General features: G+C 45.6%; 17 protein-coding genes. 16 read left to right on the top strand and 1 reads right to left on the bottom strand.

Going from position 1 to position 21,279, the window contains the following annotated elements:
• Positions 1-120: 120 nt before the first annotated feature.
• The 16 genes from K6T91_02590 to K6T91_02515 all read left to right on the top strand — a co-directional run bounded on the left by K6T91_02590 (position 121) and on the right by K6T91_02515 (position 19,364).
• Complete coding sequence (locus tag K6T91_02590; protein ID MCL6471682.1) at positions 121-1,050, top strand: PhoH family protein; 930 nt, start codon at positions 121-123, stop codon at positions 1,048-1,050.
• 2 nt (positions 1,051-1,052) lie between these two features.
• Entirely contained in the window at positions 1,053-3,176 is a 2,124-nt protein-coding gene (locus K6T91_02585; GenBank protein ID MCL6471681.1) for an HDIG domain-containing protein, read from the top strand.
• Positions 3,157-3,603 carry an rRNA maturation RNase YbeY gene (gene ybeY, locus K6T91_02580; GenBank protein ID MCL6471680.1) on the top strand — a complete coding sequence of 149 codons (447 nt, stop codon included), beginning with the start codon at positions 3,157-3,159 and terminating at the stop codon, positions 3,601-3,603. The genes K6T91_02585 and ybeY overlap by 20 nt, the downstream gene beginning before the upstream one ends.
• Before the next feature lie 27 nt (positions 3,604-3,630).
• Positions 3,631-4,335 (top strand): diacylglycerol kinase, encoded by a 705-nt coding sequence (locus K6T91_02575; protein MCL6471679.1) that lies wholly within the window; start codon positions 3,631-3,633, stop codon positions 4,333-4,335.
• Between the two features lie 54 nt (positions 4,336-4,389).
• Positions 4,390-5,667: a hemolysin family protein gene (locus tag K6T91_02570; GenBank protein ID MCL6471678.1), complete on the top strand. Its 1,278-nt coding sequence runs from the start codon at positions 4,390-4,392 to the stop codon at positions 5,665-5,667.
• 175 nt (positions 5,668-5,842) lie between these two features.
• Entirely contained in the window at positions 5,843-6,247 is a 405-nt protein-coding gene (locus K6T91_02565) for a cytidine deaminase (protein MCL6471677.1), read from the top strand.
• A 75-nt stretch (positions 6,248-6,322) separates the two neighbouring features.
• Entirely contained in the window at positions 6,323-6,790 is a 468-nt protein-coding gene (locus tag K6T91_02560) for a GNAT family N-acetyltransferase (protein ID MCL6471676.1), read from the top strand.
• 5 nt (positions 6,791-6,795) lie between these two features.
• On the top strand, positions 6,796-7,713 hold the full coding sequence (gene era, locus K6T91_02555) for a GTPase Era (protein MCL6471675.1): 918 nt from the start codon (positions 6,796-6,798) through the stop codon (positions 7,711-7,713).
• Between the two features lie 14 nt (positions 7,714-7,727).
• Positions 7,728-9,080 (top strand): magnesium transporter, encoded by a 1,353-nt coding sequence (mgtE, locus tag K6T91_02550; protein MCL6471674.1) that lies wholly within the window; start codon positions 7,728-7,730, stop codon positions 9,078-9,080.
• Positions 9,081-9,396: 316 nt separating this feature from the next.
• Positions 9,397-10,119: a deoxyribose-phosphate aldolase gene (deoC, locus tag K6T91_02545; GenBank protein MCL6471673.1), complete on the top strand. Its 723-nt coding sequence runs from the start codon at positions 9,397-9,399 to the stop codon at positions 10,117-10,119.
• A gap of 225 nt (positions 10,120-10,344) precedes the next feature.
• A complete protein-coding gene (gene recO, locus K6T91_02540) occupies positions 10,345-11,094 on the top strand; it encodes a DNA repair protein RecO (GenBank protein ID MCL6471672.1) in 750 nt (249 codons plus the stop codon).
• Positions 11,095-11,320: 226 nt separating this feature from the next.
• Positions 11,321-12,208, top strand: a complete 888-nt coding sequence (gene glyQ, locus K6T91_02535; protein ID MCL6471671.1) for a glycine--tRNA ligase subunit alpha — start codon at positions 11,321-11,323, stop codon at positions 12,206-12,208.
• Entirely contained in the window at positions 12,201-14,279 is a 2,079-nt protein-coding gene (gene glyS, locus K6T91_02530; protein ID MCL6471670.1) for a glycine--tRNA ligase subunit beta, read from the top strand. The genes glyQ and glyS overlap by 8 nt, the downstream gene beginning before the upstream one ends.
• Before the next feature lie 227 nt (positions 14,280-14,506).
• Positions 14,507-17,161 carry a pyruvate, phosphate dikinase gene (gene ppdK, locus K6T91_02525; protein ID MCL6471669.1) on the top strand — a complete coding sequence of 885 codons (2,655 nt, stop codon included), beginning with the start codon at positions 14,507-14,509 and terminating at the stop codon, positions 17,159-17,161.
• 211 nt (positions 17,162-17,372) lie between these two features.
• On the top strand, positions 17,373-18,314 hold the full coding sequence (locus K6T91_02520; GenBank protein MCL6471668.1) for a PQQ-like beta-propeller repeat protein: 942 nt from the start codon (positions 17,373-17,375) through the stop codon (positions 18,312-18,314).
• 129 nt (positions 18,315-18,443) lie between these two features.
• Complete coding sequence (locus K6T91_02515) at positions 18,444-19,364, top strand: DUF3463 domain-containing protein (protein MCL6471667.1); 921 nt, start codon at positions 18,444-18,446, stop codon at positions 19,362-19,364.
• Positions 19,365-19,470: 106 nt separating this feature from the next.
• Here K6T91_02515 and K6T91_02510 read toward each other — a convergent pair whose 3' ends face one another.
• Entirely contained in the window at positions 19,471-21,198 is a 1,728-nt protein-coding gene (locus K6T91_02510; protein MCL6471666.1) for a TIGR04190 family B12-binding domain/radical SAM domain protein, read from the bottom strand.
• Between the last annotated feature and the right edge of the window lie 81 nt (positions 21,199-21,279).

The raw sequence follows: 21,279 nt of genomic DNA, 5'->3' as shown, positions 1-21,279 counted from the left end.
GCGATATATATCGCGTCTAACTGGCCGCTAGCAGCTGGTTGCTAACAGTTAAAGAGGAGTGAAATAGCCTAATTGGCAGGGAAAATAGAAACTAAAGTTGTGGTTCCGGGTAATCAGCCAATGGTTGAACTATTAGGCTACCAGGACCAACTATTGAAGATAATAGAAGATAACTTTAATACGAGAATATTAGTAAGAGGGAATGAAATAAAAATCAAAGGCGATGCCGGTGAAGTAGAAGCCGTAGCAACAGTTTTCGAGGAACTTCTGGCAGTATTATCAAGTGGGCATCAGCTAACCCCCCAAAAAGTCGAGCACACTATTGAGCTAATTCGTGATAAAAATGAAAAAGTTGCTCCATCAAGCATCTACTCGGATGTGATTATCACCAACCGGCGCAAAGTAATCGGGCCACGAACAGCTGGGCAGAAGCAGTATGTCGATGCCATACGCAAACACATTGCCACCTTTGCTATAGGACCTGCCGGAACAGGAAAGACATACCTGGCGATGGCAATGGCGGTGAAGGCTTTAAAGGACAAAGAGGTTGGCAGAATTATTCTTACGAGACCGGCCGTTGAGGCTGGTGAGAAGCTTGGTTTTCTACCTGGGGACCTCTACCAAAAAGTAGATCCATATTTGCGTCCACTTTACGATGCACTTTATGATATGATGGATGCTGAGCAGTTCCAAGGCTTAATGGAAAAAGGGATTATAGAGGTTGCACCTCTTGCGTATATGAGGGGCCGCACCTTAAACGATTCCTTCATTATTTTGGATGAAGCTCAAAATACCTCGCCCGAGCAGATGAAAATGTTTCTGACTAGGCTTGGTTTTGGCTCAAAGGTTGTTGTAACTGGAGACGCAACCCAGATTGATTTGCCGCAAGGGCAGAGTTCGGGGTTACTCGTTGTAGAGAAGATATTATCTGGAATTGACGGCATAGCATTTGTTCACCTTACAGCACGCGATGTAGTTCGTCATAAGCTTGTTCAAAGAATTGTTGAAGCATATAAGCAGTATGACGAAGAGAGAGGTTCAAAGAAGTAGCCATGATAGCGGGCTTTGGCCTCGATAAAATTAAATATCTTTTAAAAAAGGTTGATTGGAGAAACACGAATCTTCGTCGGTCATTTCTCGTCGCACTTATCTTCACGCTTGTTCTCGCCACTCTAACAATTGATTTTTTACCGGATAGGCTTGCCGGCATTCAGGTCGGCAAGCCAAGTCCAAAAACAATTAAGGCTAACCGTGACCTTGAATTTATTGATTTTGAAAAAACCGAAACTCTTCGTAAAGAGGCCGCTGCACAAGTGCAAAAGGTATACAACCGGGATTGGGCGGTTGAGTCTCAGGTCATTGATTCGGTTCATAACTTTTTTGGTTTAGCCAGACAGGTGAGGTCAAACCAGGCGCTTACCCAGGAAGCCAAGCTTGATATGCTCTCCAAAGAGATCGGCACAACGGTTGATAAAAATGTGCTGAATACCACCCTCTCGATATCTGATAGCGACTTGAATTATCTCGAATCAGTGATTATAAACCAGGTGGACCAGGCCTACCGCGATCGCATAACATTGGATAATCTAGTTAACAAGAAAAGCGAATTTCGAAGCGGTGCAAGCAGTCTGACTCAGGATAAGGACAAAAATGCAGTAATCGCAGAAATAGGCTCGCTGTATCTAAGACCAAACTTCTTCTATGATGAGAAGCAAACCGACAGGCTAAAGAAAGAAGTCATGGCCGGGGTTACGCCTGTCATCGTGAACAAACAAAAGGGCGAAATAGTTGTCCGGGAAGGCGAGATTGTTACCAGCGGGCAGGTTAAAATACTAAAAGAACTCGGTTTAATGAAGAGAACTGTCGATCTTGCGAGACTGGTTGGTCTGCTGCTATTTGAACTAGTATCTTTTGTGGCGCTTGCCTTGTATCTATACAACTTCCAGCGCAAGATATATGATAGCGATCGCTTAATAGCTGTGCTGGCTATTATATTTATAACTACCATTGTGACCGCAAAGTTTGTAGGGCCGTTTTACTCGTTTTTTGTAATACCAGTTGGTGCGGCTGCGATGCTTACAGCACTTCTTTTTAACACCGAAATGGCTGTGTTAATGACCCTCACATTAAGTCTGTACTCAGGGCTTATCGCCGGACAGAATTATCAATATACACTTTATGGGTTACTTACAGGGTTATTTGCAATCTACTCGATCAACAACATCAGGCACCGAACTGACCTTGTTATTGCAGGCGCCTGGGTTACACTTGCCACTACAGTTCTTGCCCTTATAACTACTCTACTTAGTGGCGCAGGGTGGTTTGAAGTGCTTAAAAATTTAGGGTGGGGTCTGGTCGGTGGTATATCAACAGCCGTTCTTACCGTTGGGGCACTACCTTTCCTTGAGCGGGCATTTGGTATTACAACAGATATAAAATACGTCGAGCTATCCTATGCAAATCAACCCCTTCTCAGGGAACTTATGATGAAGGCGCCGGGAACTTATAACCACAGCATTATGACCGGCAATCTAGCTGAAAGTGCGGCCGAAGAAATAGGGGCGAACCCGCTTCTTGCCAGAGTTGGTGCGTATTACCATGATATCGGCAAGATAAAAAGGCCGCTTTTCTTTGTTGAGAACCAGGTTGGCAATGAGAATCCACACGACCACACAAACCCGAGTTTAAGCTGCTTGATCATCACATCTCACGTTAAAGAGGGAGTGGAGATAGCAAAGAAACACCGTTTGCCAAAGGAAATCATAGATATAATAAACGAGCATCATGGTACAAGTGTGGTTGCCTACTTCTACCACAAAGCAAAAGAGAGTATAGCAAAAGAAGTAGTTAACGAAGAAAACTTCAGGTATTCAGGCCAGCGCCCGCGAACTAAAGAGGCTGCTTTGGTTATGCTTGCAGACTCGGTTGAGGCCGCCGCTAGGACAATAACAAAACCGTCACCTGGCAGAATTGAGCAGTTGATCAAGAGGATAGTACAAACTAAGCTGGATGACGGTCAGCTTAGCGATAGTAATCTTACTCTATGCGATATCGAGAGTATAATCAAAAGCTTTACACAGGTGCTAAGCAGCCTGTACCATACGAGAATTGAGTATCCGTCTATGCCTGTATCGCAAACTAGGAGTTTGACCGTTCATGGAAATCCTGGTAAATAACAATCAAGATCTGCCCATCGATGAAGTGTTTCTTAAGAAAATTGCCAGGTTTGTTCTCGATTGGGAAGGCGTTAAAGATGTTGAGTTAAGTATCGCTCTTGTTGGTGAAGATGAGATTCGCAAACTAAATGCAGCCTATAGGGGGAAAGACTATCCAACCGATGTCCTGTCTTTTGAATCGGGAATTTTTGCCAAAGAAACTCCGGGTATTCCTCATTTATTAGGCGACGTTGTGATTTGTCCCAGCGTTGCTGCAAAGCAAGCTGTCGATTACGGTCAGACTTTCGAGCAGGAGATGGCACTTCTTCTTACTCATGGGATTTTGCATTTGCTCGGTTATGACCACGAAAACGTGGAAGATGCTGAGCAGATGGAAAAACTTGAAAGAGAGATTCTTGCAGGAATATTTGCAACTGGCGATAACTAAATAACATTTTAGGAATGAAAGAAAGTCATGAAAAGCAGATCGCTTCTTCAAAGCTTTAATTATGCAATTGACGGATTAATTTATGTGCTACGAACGCAGCGCAATATGCGGATTCACTTTGCCGCTGCTGCATTTGCTCTTGGGCTTGCCCTTTTTCTTAAATTAAGCACGTGGGCCTTTGTTGCACTGATTTTTGCTATCATTCTAGTCATGGTTGCCGAGCTTATAAATACAGCTATAGAGGCGACCATAGATTTGGTCACAACAGCTTATGACCCGATTGCTCAGATCGCAAAAGATGTCGCTGCGGGAGCCGTGCTTTTGGCAAGCATAAATGCTGTTCTGGTTGGATATTTTGTCTTCTTTCAGAAACTCAACCCGTACAGCCTTATGCTTTTAAAAAGAGTTGGTCAATCGCCAATCCACCTGACAGTAATATCTTTAATGCTTGTTATGATCACTGTTATTGCCGCTAAAGCCTGGATTGGTGGCGGAAGTTTTTTACGGGGCGGATGGCCGAGCGGGCATAGTGCTCTTGCCGGAGCACTGTTTACTGCCATTGCATTCATAAGCCAATCCCCACTTATCGCAACACTTGGATTGGGGCTTGCCCTACTTGTATTTCACAGTAGAATGGATGCTGGAATTCACTCTGCACTTGAGATCATCTCGGGAGCCCTGATTGGTATTCTTTTAACTATACTGATTTTTCAAATGTTTTATAATCTGTAGTTAAGATAACTACTAAAAATAATAACCTTTAGCGGGTTAGCAAAGGAGAATATTTTGCCAGACTGGTTATACATTGCCTTAATAATTATTTCTATCGGTATTTCGGCGCTTCTTACAGCCATCAGAAGTGCGATAAGGTCGGTCAGCCGAATCAGGATAGGTTATCTTGCGGAGCAGGACGTTCCAGGAGCCAAAACAGTTGAACAGATACTACAGCATCCAGGCCGTCTGATGTCCTCGCTCATCCTGGTTGATAATGTTGCCAACATTACGGCGATATCGCTTGCTACTATCCTTGCATCAAGGTTTTTGGCGAGCTTTGTCGTACTAGTTTCCGTAACAGTAATGCTTTTCATCGTTCTTATTTTCGGCGAGATCGTACCCAGGACTTTCGGTACAAGGCATGCGGAGACTCTAGTCTTGCGGACGGCGTCTTTTTCAAGCGCACTCAATAGGGTTCTTAATCCGGTGACCGCTCTATTTATCTCTGTGTCGAATATATTTATTAGGCTCTTCGGTGGCAGGCCCATAACGGAGCTTCCGGTCGTTACAGAAGAAGAGATTATAACTATGGGCGGCGCTGAAGAAGAGGAGGGCGTAATAGAGGAAGAAGAGCGAGAGATGATCCACAGCATATTCGAGTTCGGCGACACTATTGTTCGCGAAGTTATGGTGCCCCGCATGGATATGGTTGCGGTCAATGTTGATGCGCCGCTCGAAGAGGTGCTCTCTTTAATTATCCGCGAAGGCCATTCACGAATCCCCGTCTATGAGGAGACGGTTGATAATGTTGTAGGTATTATCTACGCCAAAGATCTTCTCATTCAGATGAGAAAAGGAAATATCGATATCCCGATAAGAAGGCTGATGCGGCCTGCCTATTATGTTCCCGAGCTAAAAAAGGTCGATGAGCTATTGCGCGAACTCCAGAAGAAACGGCTTCATATGGCAATCGTTGTGGACGAATACGGTGGTACCGCCGGTTTGGTCACCATCGAGGATCTTCTGGAGGAGATTGTCGGCGAGATATTTGACGAATACGACCTTGAAGAAACCTTGGTCGAATATATAGATGAGCATACTATAAGGATGGACGCACGGGTCAATATATTTGAGGCCAACGAAATATTGAACGCAAACCTGTCTCGAAACGATATCGATACGATTGGCGGTTTTGTCTATAGCCTGTTTGGAAGGATTCCAAACCCCGGCGAGCAGGTGCGATTTGAAAATCTTACCTTCAAAGTCGAGAAGGTTATTGGCAGAAGGATATCGAAAATACTAATTACGAAAGAAGAAGTTCACGAGGAAAAGCAAGAAGAAGCCGGATAAAGGTAGGGGCTAGGGCCATGGTCCAGGGTTTGTAAAAACGTAGTGCAACCCTTTAGGGCTGCTAAAGGTTTGCAGGCAGCAAGGAGTGGCATTTATGCCATCCTTAAGTGGAGGCCCGTAAGAGTTAGAGTCCATAATTCTAAGAGCTAGCAGCTCAGAGCTAGGAGTTAAAGCTATGACTATGAATGAGAGCGAACTTATACAAAAAGCGGCTGCAGCGCGGCAAGAGGCGTATGCTCCGTATTCGGGCTTTAGAGTTGGTGCGGCTCTTTTATGCGATGACGGAAGGGTCTTTAGTGGCGCAAATGTTGAAAATGCCGTCTATGGACTATCGATTTGTGCAGAGCGTGTTGCGGTGGCAAAAGCAGTTTCTGAGGGCTGCCGTCGATTTGAGGCGATGGCTTTAATTGCCGATGGCCCCACACCGTGCTCCCCATGCGGAAGTTGCCGGCAATTTTTGGCCGAATTTGGCGCGGAAACGCTGGTTATCATGGCCAACACAAGTGGGGAAATAAAGAGGGCCAAGGTAAAAGATCTCTTACCAATGGCCTTTACTAGTGAACAGTTATTTAATAAATAAAATGCCGAAGCCTTAATGTGCCAAAGTGCCAGTATTTTTTATTTATTAACCTTGGCACTTCCAGACTTATTAACTATGGAAAATGAGCGAATTTCTGTTGAGCGCATTACTAACTTTAACCCACAACTTGTTGCGGAACTTACGCAAATAGAGGCTGAAGCGTTTGGCGAAGGTGGACTTAATTACTGGACATTTCCAGTTCTTATTCGACACGGCGCGGTCTATGTGTTAAGGTGCAACAAAACAATTTGTGGGGTAGCAGATGTAATCAAAGACTGGATAGACCCCGAGCTTGCTTTCATTGTAGGTTTTTCGATTAGAGAGGGTGAGCGTGGCAGGGGTCTTGGGTACAGGTTCCTAACCGGGATAATAGAAGAACTCCGAGGTGATGGTATAAGGAAAATACAACTTACGGTCGATCCGAAGAGCGAACGGGCAATTCGTCTTTATCGTAAGGCAGGTTTTAAGCAAATTGCGAAGCTTACCGACGAGTATGGACCTGCAGTAGACAGATTATTATACGAACTGGAATTGAAAGATTGATTGTTATGAAAATTAATAACAATGGACAAAACGAACATTTTAAATCTGGATTTGTGGCCATCGTGGGCCGACCTAATACCGGAAAATCTTCGCTTTTAAACTTTCTGGCCAGGCGAAAAGTTGCGATTATCTCCGATAAACCGCAGACAACGAGGCATCGCATAAGGGCAATATTAAATTTTGAAAACGCTCAGATAGTCCTGGTTGATACGCCTGGTCTGCATAAACCAAAAGACGCACTAGGGGCGCATCTTAATCAAGTTGCAAGAAATACCTTAAAAGATGTCGATGCTGTTATCTTTATGGTCGATGCGTCAAAGATTATTGGATCCGGTGACCTTTTTATCGCTGGGGAGCTTTCGGGCTTGAATACGCCAAAGATATTGGTGCTCAACAAGATAGATAAGATAAAACCACAAGACCTTGAGGTCCAATTGGAAGTCGCCAGGCAGCTAGGTCGATTTGACGACATAATTCCAATATCGGCTATAACCGGTGAAAATGTTGACAAGCTGACTGAGAAGTTGATCGGGCTACTACCGGAAGGTCCGAAATATTATCCTGATGATGTAATAACCGATCAACCAGAGCGTATGGTTGCTGCAGAGTTTATTCGGGAGAAAGTTCTCGAGCTCACTAGGGAAGAGGTTCCACACAGCGTTGCTGTTGAAGTTCAAGAGATGAAACCGAGAAAGGACGGCGAAATAGTAGACATATTTGCAACGATTTTTGTTGAACGCGAATCTCAAAAGGGAATTTTGATAGGCAAAGAGGGACGCATGCTTAAAGAGATCGGTTCAAGGGCGAGAGCCGAGATTGAGCAATTACTTGGAAGCCATGTGTATCTTGACCTTAGAGTAAGAGTAAAGAAGGACTGGCGCAAAGAAGAGAAATATGTTAGACAGTTTGGCTACTCAGAGTAAGGCAAGAGGTTTAGATGCAGGAAAGAAACAAAATACTACTGGTCGCAGCAGAAAACCTACTCAAGAGAGACGATATCAAGAAGGTGATTAGCCTTCTTGATAAGCTTCACCCTGCCGATGCAGCAGAAATTGTCTCGTCTTTGCCCGATGAATATCAAAAGAGAATATTTGAGACCTGGGATATCCCAAGTGCCGCAGACGCTCTGCAAGAAATGGATGAGAGTGAGCAGATCGATATAGTCGATCTGCTCAGTACCCCGCTGGTTTCAGATATACTTGAGGAAATGGCCGCCGACGATGTTGCCGACCTTCTTGGCGGCTTGGACAAACAGGATGCCGAGCGTATATTAGCATCGATGAACCGGGATGACGCGGCGGAGGCTCTCAAGTTAATGCAGCACAAAAAAGATACCGCCGGCGGCATCATGACCCCTGAGTTTGTCGCTCTTAAAAAGGGTATGACGGCTCAGCAGTCAATTGATCTGTTAAGAGAGAAAGCTCCTACAGCTGAGACCATATACTATGTTTTTGTAACGAACAAAGAAGGGCAACTGATCGGTGTTGTTTCCCTTCGTGACCTTATTATTGCCAAGCCGAATCAACGCATCGAAAAGATCATGAATCCGAACGTCATATTTGTTGACGTCGACACCGACCAGGAAGAAGTAGCAAATGTAATGTCGCGCTACGATCTCCTCGCCGTACCGGTTGTCGATCACGAACACAATCTGCTGGGTATTGTAACTATCGATGACGTTGTCGATGTTATCGAGGAAGAGGCGAGTGAAGATATCTACCGCTTAGGCGGTGTTGTTCGCGAGGAAAGGCTCGATAGTTCTGCCATAGAATCCATTAAGAATAGACTACCGTGGATGACTTTCAACCTTGTGACCGCATTTTTAGCCGCGAGTGTAGTTGCCTTATTTGAGAATTCGATCGATAGGCTTGCCATATTGGCTGTGTTTATGCCGATCGTTGCAGGCATGGGTGGCAATATGGGCACACAAACCCTAACTGTTACAACGCGAGGTATCGCTTTAGGACAGCTCGAATTTCGGGAGGGCATGCGAGTTGTATTCCGACAGATTGGTGTTGGTGTAGCAATTGGTGCCGCTACTGGGCTACTTGCGGCTTTAGTTGCGTATTTTACTAACGGCAATCCTTTTCTTGGCCTGGTCCTGTTTCTTTCCATGATGATCAACATGGGGGTGGCAGGCCTGGCGGGTGCGGGTATACCTATTATTCTCAGGCTTCTTAAGCAGGACCCAGCATTAGGTTCTGGAGTTATAGTCACGACGTTTACCGATGTCTCTGGCTTCTTTACTTTCTTAGGCCTTGCAACTTTATTATTAAGGTATTTAACCTAATTCACGCAGGCAGTGGGTGTATAGTACCTGTAGCACTGCTTTTCGCAGTAGTTTCCCAAACGCAGAATTTGGCAATAATTTCTTTTAGTTTACCGGAAATTATAGTGCAGAACTAAGAATTAAGATAACTAAAGAGAAGAGCGCAGATCGCAGTGCAGCCCTTTAGGGTACTAAATAATAGTAGGCAGTAGGTGGCCCTTTAGGGCTGATAAGCAGGGATAAAGCACTGTACCGCCTAATTACTGCCTAATATTAATTTGTTTAGTTTCTCTTAAGAGTGGTTAAATCTAAGCGATATTAATGAGGAGAAGTTTAAATGAGGCGAGAAGAGTTAACTAAGAGCATCGACTCGACTAATCTAAGTCCTGGTGCGACTGTCAGAGATATCGAACAGTTATGTGCAGATGCAATAAAGTATAATTTTGCTTCGGTAGTTGTAAATCCTTTCTATGTAAATATAGCCTATCGTCTATTACGCGGCTCTGTGGTTAAGGTGGGAACAGTAGTAGGTTTTCCTATCGGTGCTATCACAACAGGTGCTAAGGTTCATGAGACCCGTGAGGCAATTGACCTTGGGGCGGACGAGATAGATATGGTTATGAATGTTGGGGCGTTCAGGTCTGGGCTTTTTGATGAGGTCTACAATGACATAAGAGCTGTTGTTGAGCAGGCTCGCAGGGGAGAGGTTGAGCACGGCAGGGATATCATTGTCAAAGTAATTATTGAGACAAACCTTCTAGAAGGCGACGAACAAAAAATTCGTGCTGCTCAGATAGTTGAGCGCGCAGGTGCCGATTTTGTGAAGACAAATACTGGCTTTACCGGTGGCGGGGCAACCGTAGAAGATGTTGAGCTATTAAGGGCAAATCTTTCCTTTGAGATGGGGATAAAAGCTTCTGGCGGAATACGAACGGCACAGCAGGCGATAGCTTTGCTTAACGCGGGGGCCAACCGCATTGGCACGAGTGCCGGTGTTCAGATAATTGAACAGGAATTCGGCGAGGGTTATGTGCCACCCCCAGCTAATCCATGGAGATAAATTCGAACAGATATGACCGCTCTAGACCCGTAAACAATCGTTTACTTAGATAATGCTTTAATAAGTTACATTATTGACATAAATAGGTTAGAATATACACAGTAGCTATTAGTTTTTGTAAGTATTTTAATAGTTCTTAAATTGAGTTTCCCTGAAGGAGCCATAATTACTCACTAAATTTTAAAGTTTGATAATTATCGCAGGAATTATAGCAGTGGTGGTTGTATGTCCTTATACAAAACAAGAGGTATTGTTTTAAGAACTCATAAGCTTGCAGAGTCAGATCGTATCGTTACCATTCTTACAAATTATTACGGTCAAGTAAGGGCCGTTGCCAAGGGTGTAAGAAAGACTAAAAGTAAGTTTGGCAGCCGTCTTGAGCCGTTTACGCATGTTGATCTGGTTCTTTACAAGGGAAGAAATTTAGATATAGTAACGCAGGCCGAGATAGTAAACTCATTTTTCGGTATTAGGGATAGCTTCGAGCGCATAACTTATGGTTCGGCTATGCTGGATCTGGCAAACAAGGTATCAGTTGAGGGAGAGAGTGATACTGCTCTCTACAATCTCCTGCTGAAAAGCCTCGGCGTCCTGTCCGAAACTAAAAAGAATTTCAGGCTTTTGCTTATTGCTTTTGATATTAAGCTCATGGCGATATCGGGGTATATGCCGAAGCTTGAGCACTGCGTGGTTTGCGGGAAAAAGCCGGGGGCAAAGCAGCGTTTCAGCCTGGAGTGGGGCGGTTTTGTTTGCGAGGAATGCGGCTTTCTGGATAAAAACAGCATTATGGTCACACCCGCAGCGGTTGAGACTCTTGCCAGGCTGATAAAACTTCCGCTTAAAGATATTGTAGACATGGATGTTATGGCCCTTGTAGAGGATGAATTATACCTTCTTATGAGGGATTACGTTACATACTATATCCAGACTAGACTAAAAAGCAGAGAATGCCTGAGCCAACTCTTGTATAATTAGGTCTTGAAGTGCTAAAGCGCCAAAGTAGGAAAATAAAAGACCCTTGTGCCTTGGAGTTTGGCATACCCAGACCTAGCCGGAACGGTACTCTAGCAACGGTACTCTAGCGATAGCTAGCTATTATCTGTTAAAATATAGAATTGTGCTCATCGCATTGGTAGAAATCGCATCCATAGTCTTCAGATAACCAATAAAAATTTAGTGTTCAAGGAGAGAGGTTAGTTTAGTGAATTTTCAGCAACTAATCCTGACCCTTCAGTCATATTGGGCAGAATACGGCTGCATTATCGTGCAGCCGTATGATACTGAGGTTGGAGCCGGAACATTCCACCCGGCTACTTTTCTGCGCTCTCTTGGCCCAGAACCGTGGAATGTTGCCTATGTGCAGCCATCCAGGAGGCCGACTGATGGCAGGTATGGCGAGAATCCAAACAGGCTTCAGCACTATTACCAGTACCAGGTCATCCTTAAGCCATCGCCGGATGATGTGCAGGATATCTATCTAAAAAGCCTCGAGCGATTAGGATTTGACCTATCCAAACATGATGTCCGTTTTGTAGAGGATGACTGGGAGTCTCCAACGCTTGGAGCCTGGGGGCTCGGCTGGGAGGTCTGGCTCGACGGCATGGAGGTAACCCAATTTACATATTTTCAGCAGGTCGGCGGGATAGATGTTAAGCCGGTCTGTGCCGAGATTACTTATGGCCTTGAGCGACTGGCCATGTATATACAAGAAAAAGAGAGCGTTTATGACCTTGAGTGGGCAGAGGGCGTAACTTACGGCGAGGTCCATCGCCAAAATGAAGTTCAAGGCTCGAAGTATAACTTCGAGATAGCCGACGTCCCAATGCTTTTTAGTCTTTTCGATACGTATGAGACCGAAGCCAAGCGTACTTTGGAAGCAGGGCTTGTGCTGCCAGCTTACGATTATGTACTCAAGTGCTCGCATACGTTTAACCTTCTTGACGCGCGGGGCGCGCTTAGCGTAACCGAGCGGACAAGATTTATAGGTAGAGTACGGGATATGGCCCGTCTTGTGGCCCATGCATATTTAACGCACAGGGAAGAGCTGGGCTTTCCGCTTTTGAAAAAGTCGGTGATACTTAGTGAGTAAAAGAGACTTGCTTTTAGAGATAGGGACCGAAGAGATACCGGCTGCATCGGTTGTGATCGGCCAAAACCAGCTTGCCGAGAGGGCACAGCTACTTTTTGATAGATACAGGCTTGAATATGACGTCATAAGCACGTACGGGGCTCCAAGAAGGCTTGCCTTGATGGTTGGAAACCTTGACGAGAGGCAGGCAAAAACGGTTCATGAGATAAAAGGACCAGCCAAGAAAGTGGCTTATACTCCTGAAGGAGAACCTACCAAAGCCGCAATCGGGTTTGCAAAATCCCAGGGAGTTGCTGTTGAGAGCCTGGAAACAAGAGTGGTTGACGGTGGCGAATATGTATTTGCTGTAAAAGAAGAAGAAGGACGTCAGACCTCCGATATATTGGCAACTATCCTGCCTGAGCTTATACTTTCGCTTTCGTTTCCTAAGGCTATGCGCTGGGGAGGCGGTGACATTCGCTTTGTGCGTCCCATTCGCTGGGTTGTTGCACTCTTCGGGCACGACGTTGTCTCGTTTAAGATAGGTAATATCTTCTCAGGAAGGGAGAGCATGGGGCACCGCCAATTGGCTAAAAATCCGCTTACCATAAATGCTCCATGCGATTATTTTGAAGTTCTTTATAACAATAAAGTAATTGTAGATCCGCAGAAGCGCGCAGATATTATGAAAGAAGAGATTGAGCGTGTTGTAAAAGATACCGGGGGTCGGCCTGTTATCCATAAGCACACGTTCGATGAAGTGCTCGAGTTAGTTGAATTTCCTCATGCGGTCCGCGGAAGTTTCTCGAACGAGTTTGTTGCACTTCCTCGAGAAGTCCTTGTAACCGCAATGGAAGCACACCAGAGGTACTTTCCGGTTGAAGATATGCAGGGAAAATTACTGCCAAACTTTATTGTGATACATAACGGCAATCCTGAATATGCAAACCTCATTCGCAAAGGCCACGAGAGAGTAATCCAAGCAAGGCTTTCGGATGCAAAGTTCTTCTTCGAAACCGATAGCTCCAGGCCTCTTGCATCTTTTGTTGATAAGTTAAAAGGGGTAACTTTCCAGGCAAAACTCGGTACTGTTTTCCAAAAGACAGAGAGACTTGTTGAACTTGCAGGGTATATCGCCGAAAGACTTGGGCTAACTAAAGAAGACAAAGAGCTTGCTAAAAGAGCTTCTTTTCTTTGTAAGGCTGACCTCTTAACTGAGATGGTTGGGGAGTTTCCCACGTTGCAGGGCGTCATGGGAATGGAGTATGCCAGGGTATCCGGCGAACCTGAACAAGTTGCGGTTGCTATCTTCGAACATTATCTGCCGCGTTCAGCGGGAGATATCCTACCCCAGACGCTTATAGGTCAAATCGTAAGCATTGCTGATAAAATCGACTCCATTACAGGAATCATAGCGGCAGGTCTTATACCGACTGGCTCTGAAGACCCCTATGCCCTTCGCAGGCAGGCATACGGTATCGTGTCAATTATTCTTGAAAATGATATGAATATACCCGTATATTCGCTCATAGACCGTGCGCTAATGCTTTACAAAGAGCAGGGCGTTGAATTTGATATTGCGGCTACGCGCAGACTGGTTGAGGACTTTGTCAGAGGCCGTCTACGTGCATATCTGTTGGCACAGAATCTTCCAGTTGATGCGGTAGAGGCTGTAGGTACATTGCCAATAGATGATATAGTTGATATCAGAAGAAGAGCTCAGGCGGTAGCTGAAAAATTAGCAAGCCCAGAAATGTCTGATTTGCTGGTTGCCTTTACGAGATGTAAGAATCTTGCCAAGCCTGAGTTAGGCGTAGAGGTAAGCCCAAGTCTTCTCCAAGAAGAAGCGGAGAAAGAGCTTTACGATGCTGTGGTTAGAGTAGATAAAGGCCTGGAAAAAGCTGATGGCAACTATACCCTAGCTATCGACATACTAGCTCGCTTGAAAAGTCCAGTAGATAAGTTCTTCGATGAAGTCCTGGTCATGGTAGAAGATGAGGCCTTAAGAAACAACCGGATTAGGCTACTGAACTATTGTTATGAAATATTCTTAAGGATTGCTGATTTTTCGCAGGTAACTCAACCGGTTTAGAACCTAGGGATCGGGATTCAGGAACCAGGGTTTATAAAACAGGGTTTATAACATGTAGTGCAGCCCTTTTGAGCCCACCCTGAGCGAAGTCGAAGGGGCTACTATATAGCAGGGCTAAAGCCCTGTACTATGAGCAAAGCTTAGAGATAATGTGTGAGATATCAGCCGCAGGCTGTTTCAAATATAAGAAATACCTTTTGACAAATATTTTACGGAGGGAATAAGAAATGCCAGGGAAGACCAAGTATGTCTACGATTTCGAAGAGGGATCGGCGGATATGAAGTACGTCCTCGGCGGCAAAGGTGCAAACCTCGCTGAGATGACCCGCCTAGGACTGCCGGTACCTCCAGGCTTTACCATCACCACCGGAGCCTGCAACGAGTACTACCGGACGGGCCGATTCCCGGATGGTCTGCTTGATGAAGTAGATGCACATCTAGCTAAGCTGCAAGAAAAAATGGGCAAGAAGCTAGGTGATCCAGAGGATCCACTTCTGGTCTCAGTTCGTTCCGGAGCACCATTTTCTATGCCGGGCATGATGGATACCGTTTTGAATCTGGGCTTAAACGATGACTCCGTACAGGGGCTGGCCAAGCAAACCAACGATGAGAGATTTGCTTATGACTCGTACCGCCGCTTTATCCAGATGTTTGGAAAAGTCGTTTTACGAGTCGAAGGCGAGCTATTTGAAGAGGCCATCAACGAGCTCAAAGAGAAAGTAGGAGCCAGGTTCGATACCGATTTAACGGCCGATAATTTAAAAGAGCTTGTCAATACATTCAAGGGAATAGTCAAAGAGCATGCAGGCCGTGAGTTTCCGACCGATCCGAAAGAGCAGCTCCTACTTGCAATTGAGGCAGTCTTTAAGAGCTGGGGTAATAAGAGGGCCGTTGATTATAGAAGGCTTTACAAGATACCCGATGATTTGGGCACGGCGGTAAATATTCAGACCATGGTGTTTGGAAACAAAGGAAATACCTCTGCAACCGGTGTTGCTTTTAGCCGCGATGCCGCAACTGGTGAAAATGTGCCTTATGGCGACTACCTGGTAAATGCCCAGGGCGAGGATGTCGTTGCAGGAATTCGCGTAACGCAGCCGCTCATGAACTTAAAAAACGAGATGCCGGAGTTAGCTGAAGAGCTTTTTGGTATCCTGCGCAAACTTGAAGAGCACTACAGGGACATGAACGATACCGAGTTTACCATCGAGCAGGGCAAACTGTGGATGCTCCAGACGAGAATTGGAAAGAGGACTGCAGCCGCAGCGCTAAAGATTGCGGCTGATATGGTAGAAGAGGGTCTGATAACTAAAGAAGAAGCCGTTCAAAGGATCGATCCCGACCAGCTCGACCAGCTTCTCCACCCGCAATTTGATCCAAAGGCCAAAGTCGATGTCTTGACCAAAGGACTTAACGCATCGCCAGGCGCGGCGGTTGGCAAAGTTGTTTTTGATGCCGATACTGCTGAGGAAATGGGCAGCAGGGGCGAAAAAGTTATACTGACTCGTTGGGAAACGACACCGGATGACCTACACGGAATGATTGCAGCGCAGGGTATTCTGACCAGCCACGGCGGTAAAACCAGCCACGCGGCAGTGGTTGCCCGCGGTATGGGCAAACCCTGTGTATGCGGTGCCGACGCGATTAAAATTGATGCCAAGAATAAGGTATTCTCAGTTAATGGTACTCAGGTGAAAGAGGGAGATATTATCTCAATAGATGGAACAACTGGTCGAGTTGTACTTGGTGAGGTAGCCCTTGTTCCTCCGAAGCCCAGTAAAGAGTTCGAGTTGATCCTTGGATGGGCTGATGAGATAAGGACGCTGGGTGTCCGCACGAATGCCGATACGCCGGAAGATGCCGAGAAGGCTCGCCAGTTTGGCGCTGAAGGTATTGGACTATGCCGTACTGAGCACATGTTCCTTGGAGAGCGCCTGCCTATAGTACAGAAGATGATTCTAGCTAAAAGCAAAGAGGAAGAGGATGAGGCACTCGCAAAACTACTCGAGGTCCAGAAGTCGGATTTCTACGGCATATTTAAAGCCATGGATGGCCTACCGGTAACCATAAGGCTTCTTGACCCGCCGCTTCACGAGTTCCTGCCGAATGCGTCCGATTTAAGGGTAGAAGTTGCTAAGATGGAATGTACTGGTGCTTCTGAGCAGGATATAGCGCCAAAGAGAGAGCTGCTTGAGAGCGTTGAGAAAATGGCTGAAATGAACCCGATGCTAGGTCTGCGTGGCTGCCGCCTGGGCATTACCCATCCTGAAATATATAAGATGCAAGTTCGCGCAATTATGGAGGCAGCTTGCCAGTTAAAGAAAGAGGGTGGCGATCCAAAAGTCGAAATTATGATTCCATTGGTATCGGTTGTCAACGAGCTGAGCACACTGCGACGCGAAGCGGAGGATGTAATATCTGAGACCATTGCAAACTGTGGCGTAAGTGTGGACTACAAGATTGGCACTATGATCGAGATTCCGCGTGCTGCCATAACCGCCGACGAGATTGCAAGCGTTGCTGATTTCTTCTCGTTCGGAACGAATGACCTTACCCAAATGACGTTTGGGTTTAGCCGCGACGATATTGAGGCGAAGTTCCTGCCGAGGTATCTTGACAGAAAGATCCTTCTGAAAAACCCGTTTGAGACAATAGATGACGGTGTCGCCAAACTTGTTGCCATGGGCTGTGAGAACGGACGCAAGACCAATCCGAATATTAAGCTAGGTGTTTGCGGCGAGCATGGCGGAGATCCCGACTCGGTTAAAAAGTTCCATGAGATCGGCCTAACCTATGTAAGCTGTTCGCCGTATAGGGTTCCGCTTGCAAGGCTTGCAGCAGCACAGGCCGTTCTCGGTGAGGCTAAGGTCTCAACGAAGTAAGACATAGCAGGCAATAGTAAGCTAAGGGGGTAAAGAGATATCTCTTTACCCCCTATTGGATATTCAATATTATTTAAACATGAAAATTACTCACAGGATAATATCACTCTTTCTTGTCCTAATGCTTTTTGCTTCAGGTTGTGGCATATTCGGCAAACCCAAAGAACCCAAAGCAAAACCAAGTAGGGTAAAGTGGAAAGCTAGCATATCGGTGTCTAGTTATAAGTCACTTGGCTGGCTCAACTACTCGCCTGGTATTGCTGACGGAGTGATCTACTTGCGGGGTCCGGATGGTCTTTATGCTATAGATGCCAGGGATGGTAAGGAAAAATGGAAGATTAAGAACGAGTCGCTGGCCATTACTACACCTACCATTTATAACGGTGTTATCTATATAGGAAGCTTTGACGGCATCTATGCTATAGACGCTAAGACCAGCAAGGGGCTCTGGTATTACAAGATAGGACACGAAGTAAGCTCGAAGCCTGCAGCGGCAGATGGGACGATTTATTTTGGATGTGCAGACAACCGTTTTTATGCAGTTGATGCTAAAACAGGCCAGTTAAAGTGGTCTTTTGAAACCACAAAACCGATCTACTCGTCCCCAGCTGTCTACGACGGCAAAGTTTATTTTGGCGGGACAGATAAACGTCTATACGCGCTAGACCTTAAATCTGGTTTTAAAGTTTGGTCGATTAAAACAGGTGGAATTGTTGATTCTCCCGTTATCTCCGATGGGATAGTCTATTTTGGAAGCTGGGATCACTACCTATATGCTGTTGGTGCAAAGAAGGGGAAACGGCACTGGAAATTCGATATGGGAAGCGAGGTTACATCCGCACCAGCGGTTAACAACGGCGTTGTTTACTGCAGCAGCTGGAACGGGCGTCTTTGCGCTATCGACGCAAAGACCGGTGTTCTGAAATGGGCGTTTGAGAGTAAATCGCCTGTAGGTTACGACTCGTCACCGGCAGTAACTACTGGGACGGTTTACTTTGGCTCCGATAGGTTCTATGCGCTGGATGCGCAAACCGGGCGGCGGAAGTGGGAATTTAAAGTAGCAGAAGCAAAAGATGGGGGCATTTCCTCGCCGGTGGTATCGGGCAATTCAATTTATTTCATTGGCGGCAGTCTTTATTCGTTACGGAAATAGACTGTTCTGACAGCAATCTTACTTATATCGGTTCTTACAGAATGTATCGTTTATCTGCGTGATTGTCTTACTTATCTGGGTAAATAATAAGTTATATCTGTTTTGCCGTGCTTGAAAGAGGTGGGGCAGGTGGAGAAGCTTGGGGCTGCAGAGAGGCTATCACGCGGGGCATACCTTGTCCATTACTTCGCTGGAGCACGGTATTTTGGTGCTAAGCGACCGCTTCTTGCAGGCATAAAGCTGACGCACAGGTGTACTTTAAGGTGCGCACAGTGCCCTTACTGGCGCAAGACGATGCCGGATCTTAAATGGGCCCAGATAAGGCGGTTTCTGCCTGAGCTGTACCAACAGGGCGTGCGGATAGTAGTTTTTGAAGGGGGCGAGCCTCTGCTATGGAGAGATGGTGCCCGTAACATATCAGATGTCATTGACCGGGCGAGGCGGTATTTCTTCAGCGTTGGGGTTACGACTAACGGTACACTTCCCATAGATATAAAGCCGGACATAGTCTGGGTAAGTATCGATGGGTTAAAGAAGACGCACGATAAGTTGCGTAGTAACTCATTTGACTGTGCCATCGAAAATATAAAAAGGTCAAGACACCCTAAAGTATTTGCACATATCACTATCAACCGTTTAAACTATTTTGAGGTTACCAATCTGGTTAGGCTATTAGAACCCCTAGTAAGGGGTATAACGATTCAATTCTTCTACCCATATCCGGAAAGCGAAGACCTCTGGCTCCCTTGGGAGAAGCGGGCTGCAGTTTTAGATGAGCTCATAAGCCTAAAAAGGCAGGGTTATCCTTTAGTGAATTCGGTATCGTGCCTGGAGGCCCTAAAGGCAAACAATTGGTCTTGCGAACCATGGATGGTTGCAGATATCGATCCCGACGGAACGTATATCCAAGGCTGCTATCTTAAAAATCGCACACCTGAAAAAAACCCATGCAAGAGATGTGGTTTCTCTGCCCACGCAGAGATATCTCTGGCATACCAATTACGCCTCGATGCGATAGGTGCAGGCAGAGAAATCTTTGGTGTGTTTTAGGCTTAGAAGGCGCCAAAATTTGGAGGCGCCAAAGCACCAATGCCTTTTTTCTTCAACTTTGGCACCTTGCAGTATTGGTACTTTAGATACTTTAAGACCATGAACACTATTTTAATAGCATAGCTTTAATTAGGCCTCTAATCTTAAACTTCCTTAGTGCGGGCACGCTCCATTCAAGCTCTCTCTTTTCGCAAACAGTAGACATCGAATGTGAGGCCATCTCGTTTTTTAGCTCGAAGTATTTAACTTCTTTTTCTTGCGGAGAGAGTCTTGAATTGTATATCTCATCTATTTTATCCATGATATAAACGGCCTCAATAATATTTCTTTCTACGTGCTCGGCATTACTTTTGCTTATCGCGCCTTTTGCTCTTTTAATCTCGTTTAACCTAAGTGCGCACTCATAGGTTGCCTTCACGAAACTGTCTCTATCTATATAGTCGCTTTCGTAGTTCAATCCGTACTTCCATGACGGAGCAACCATACCTTCTATATGCTCAGCAAGCGTCCTTCTTACTATTCTGTATCCATAGTGTGATGGTCTCTCAAAGGCGAGGCTTCCCGGGTCAACATATGGGGCTAGAGGGGCTGCAAGAAATACTAGCCGGTTAGCTTCGACATCCAAACTATCGTAGAGATACTCGGCAAATTCGGGTATCTCAAGTATTGATTCTCTAGTTTGAAAGGGAATACCCATAAACAAGTAGACATCCGCTCTCTTTGCTCCGGCATTCAATCCGTCGTTGATAGCTTGCTTAAGCTCTTCGTTAGTGTAGTTTGCCTTACCAAACTTCCTGCGAATTATCGGGTCTTGAGATTCGCACGATATCTCAAAGCTCCAGTTGCTTAAAGATTTTGAAACCTTTTCGTAAAATTCCTTTGGCGGAAGGTCCCAGAACTCAAATACAACCATGTTTTTAAATTTATAGCGGGATAGTGTGTCCAGGAACCTGTCTACGTACTCCAGTCCCCCAGCCTGAAGGTCGCCTACAAGGACCACCGGTCCAGCAAAATAACTTGCCGCGTCGGCAATATCAAACGCCAGCCTCTCTGGGTCCATCATGGCGATATTTGGCCGGTTGTAAAACTTAGTATATGCAAACCTTGAGCCACCGCAAATGGAGCAATTATTAGAGCAGCCCCTACACGTAAGCAATGCAACTATAGGGTATCTTAAGAAATCTTTAAAAGGAAGATAACTTCTTATATCCCTATTTCTAATGGCAGATTTAATAACTCTTGCATAGTTTATGTGCGAGTCGGTGAGTCTTTCCGGAACATATGTTATCGGCTGGGAATGAATCACCCCGGCTCTGTCCTTCCATGTCAGGTTTGGAACCTGAGACAGATCGCCGCCCCCGCCTTTCTTTAGGATATCAAGAAGAATCCTCATCGGCTCTTCTGTTGAGTCACCCTTCATGACCATATCCACCTGCGGATAGCGGATAAGCTCCTCATGGAAGTAGGTTGATGAGAGGCCGCCAAAGATAATCGGTGTATTGGGATGATGCTTTTTAACCAGCTTTGCCAGCTCTACCGAGCCCTGAGCATGCATGAGCCAGTGAAGGTCAAACCCAAAAATGTTTGCATCAAGGGATTGAATGAATCTCTCTACGTTAAATTTAGGTTGAGTTAGCATTCTTATTGCTATGTTGGCAATTCGTGTTCTAAAACCCTTTTTTTCAAGATAATCCGAGAGAGTTACGAATCCTACGGGATACATCTCAAACATAGTTGTCGAGGGAACTACATCGCTAATTGGCCCCGATAGGATAGGCTTTTCCCTGAAATCAAATATGCTGGGTGCATGGATAAAAATTATGTCATACTTCACGTTAGCCTCCCGGTAGGTGTGGTTTGGTTAAAGATATCAACAACAGACCTGACCTATTCTTACCCAGAAAGAAAGACCATT

This window comes from Bacillota bacterium, from assembly GCA_023511485.1.
Taxonomy (GTDB): domain Bacteria; phylum Actinomycetota; class Aquicultoria; order Aquicultorales; family Aquicultoraceae; genus CADDYS01.
Note: the sequence above shows the minus strand (reverse complement) of the source record. Positions and strands in the feature narration are given on the sequence as shown.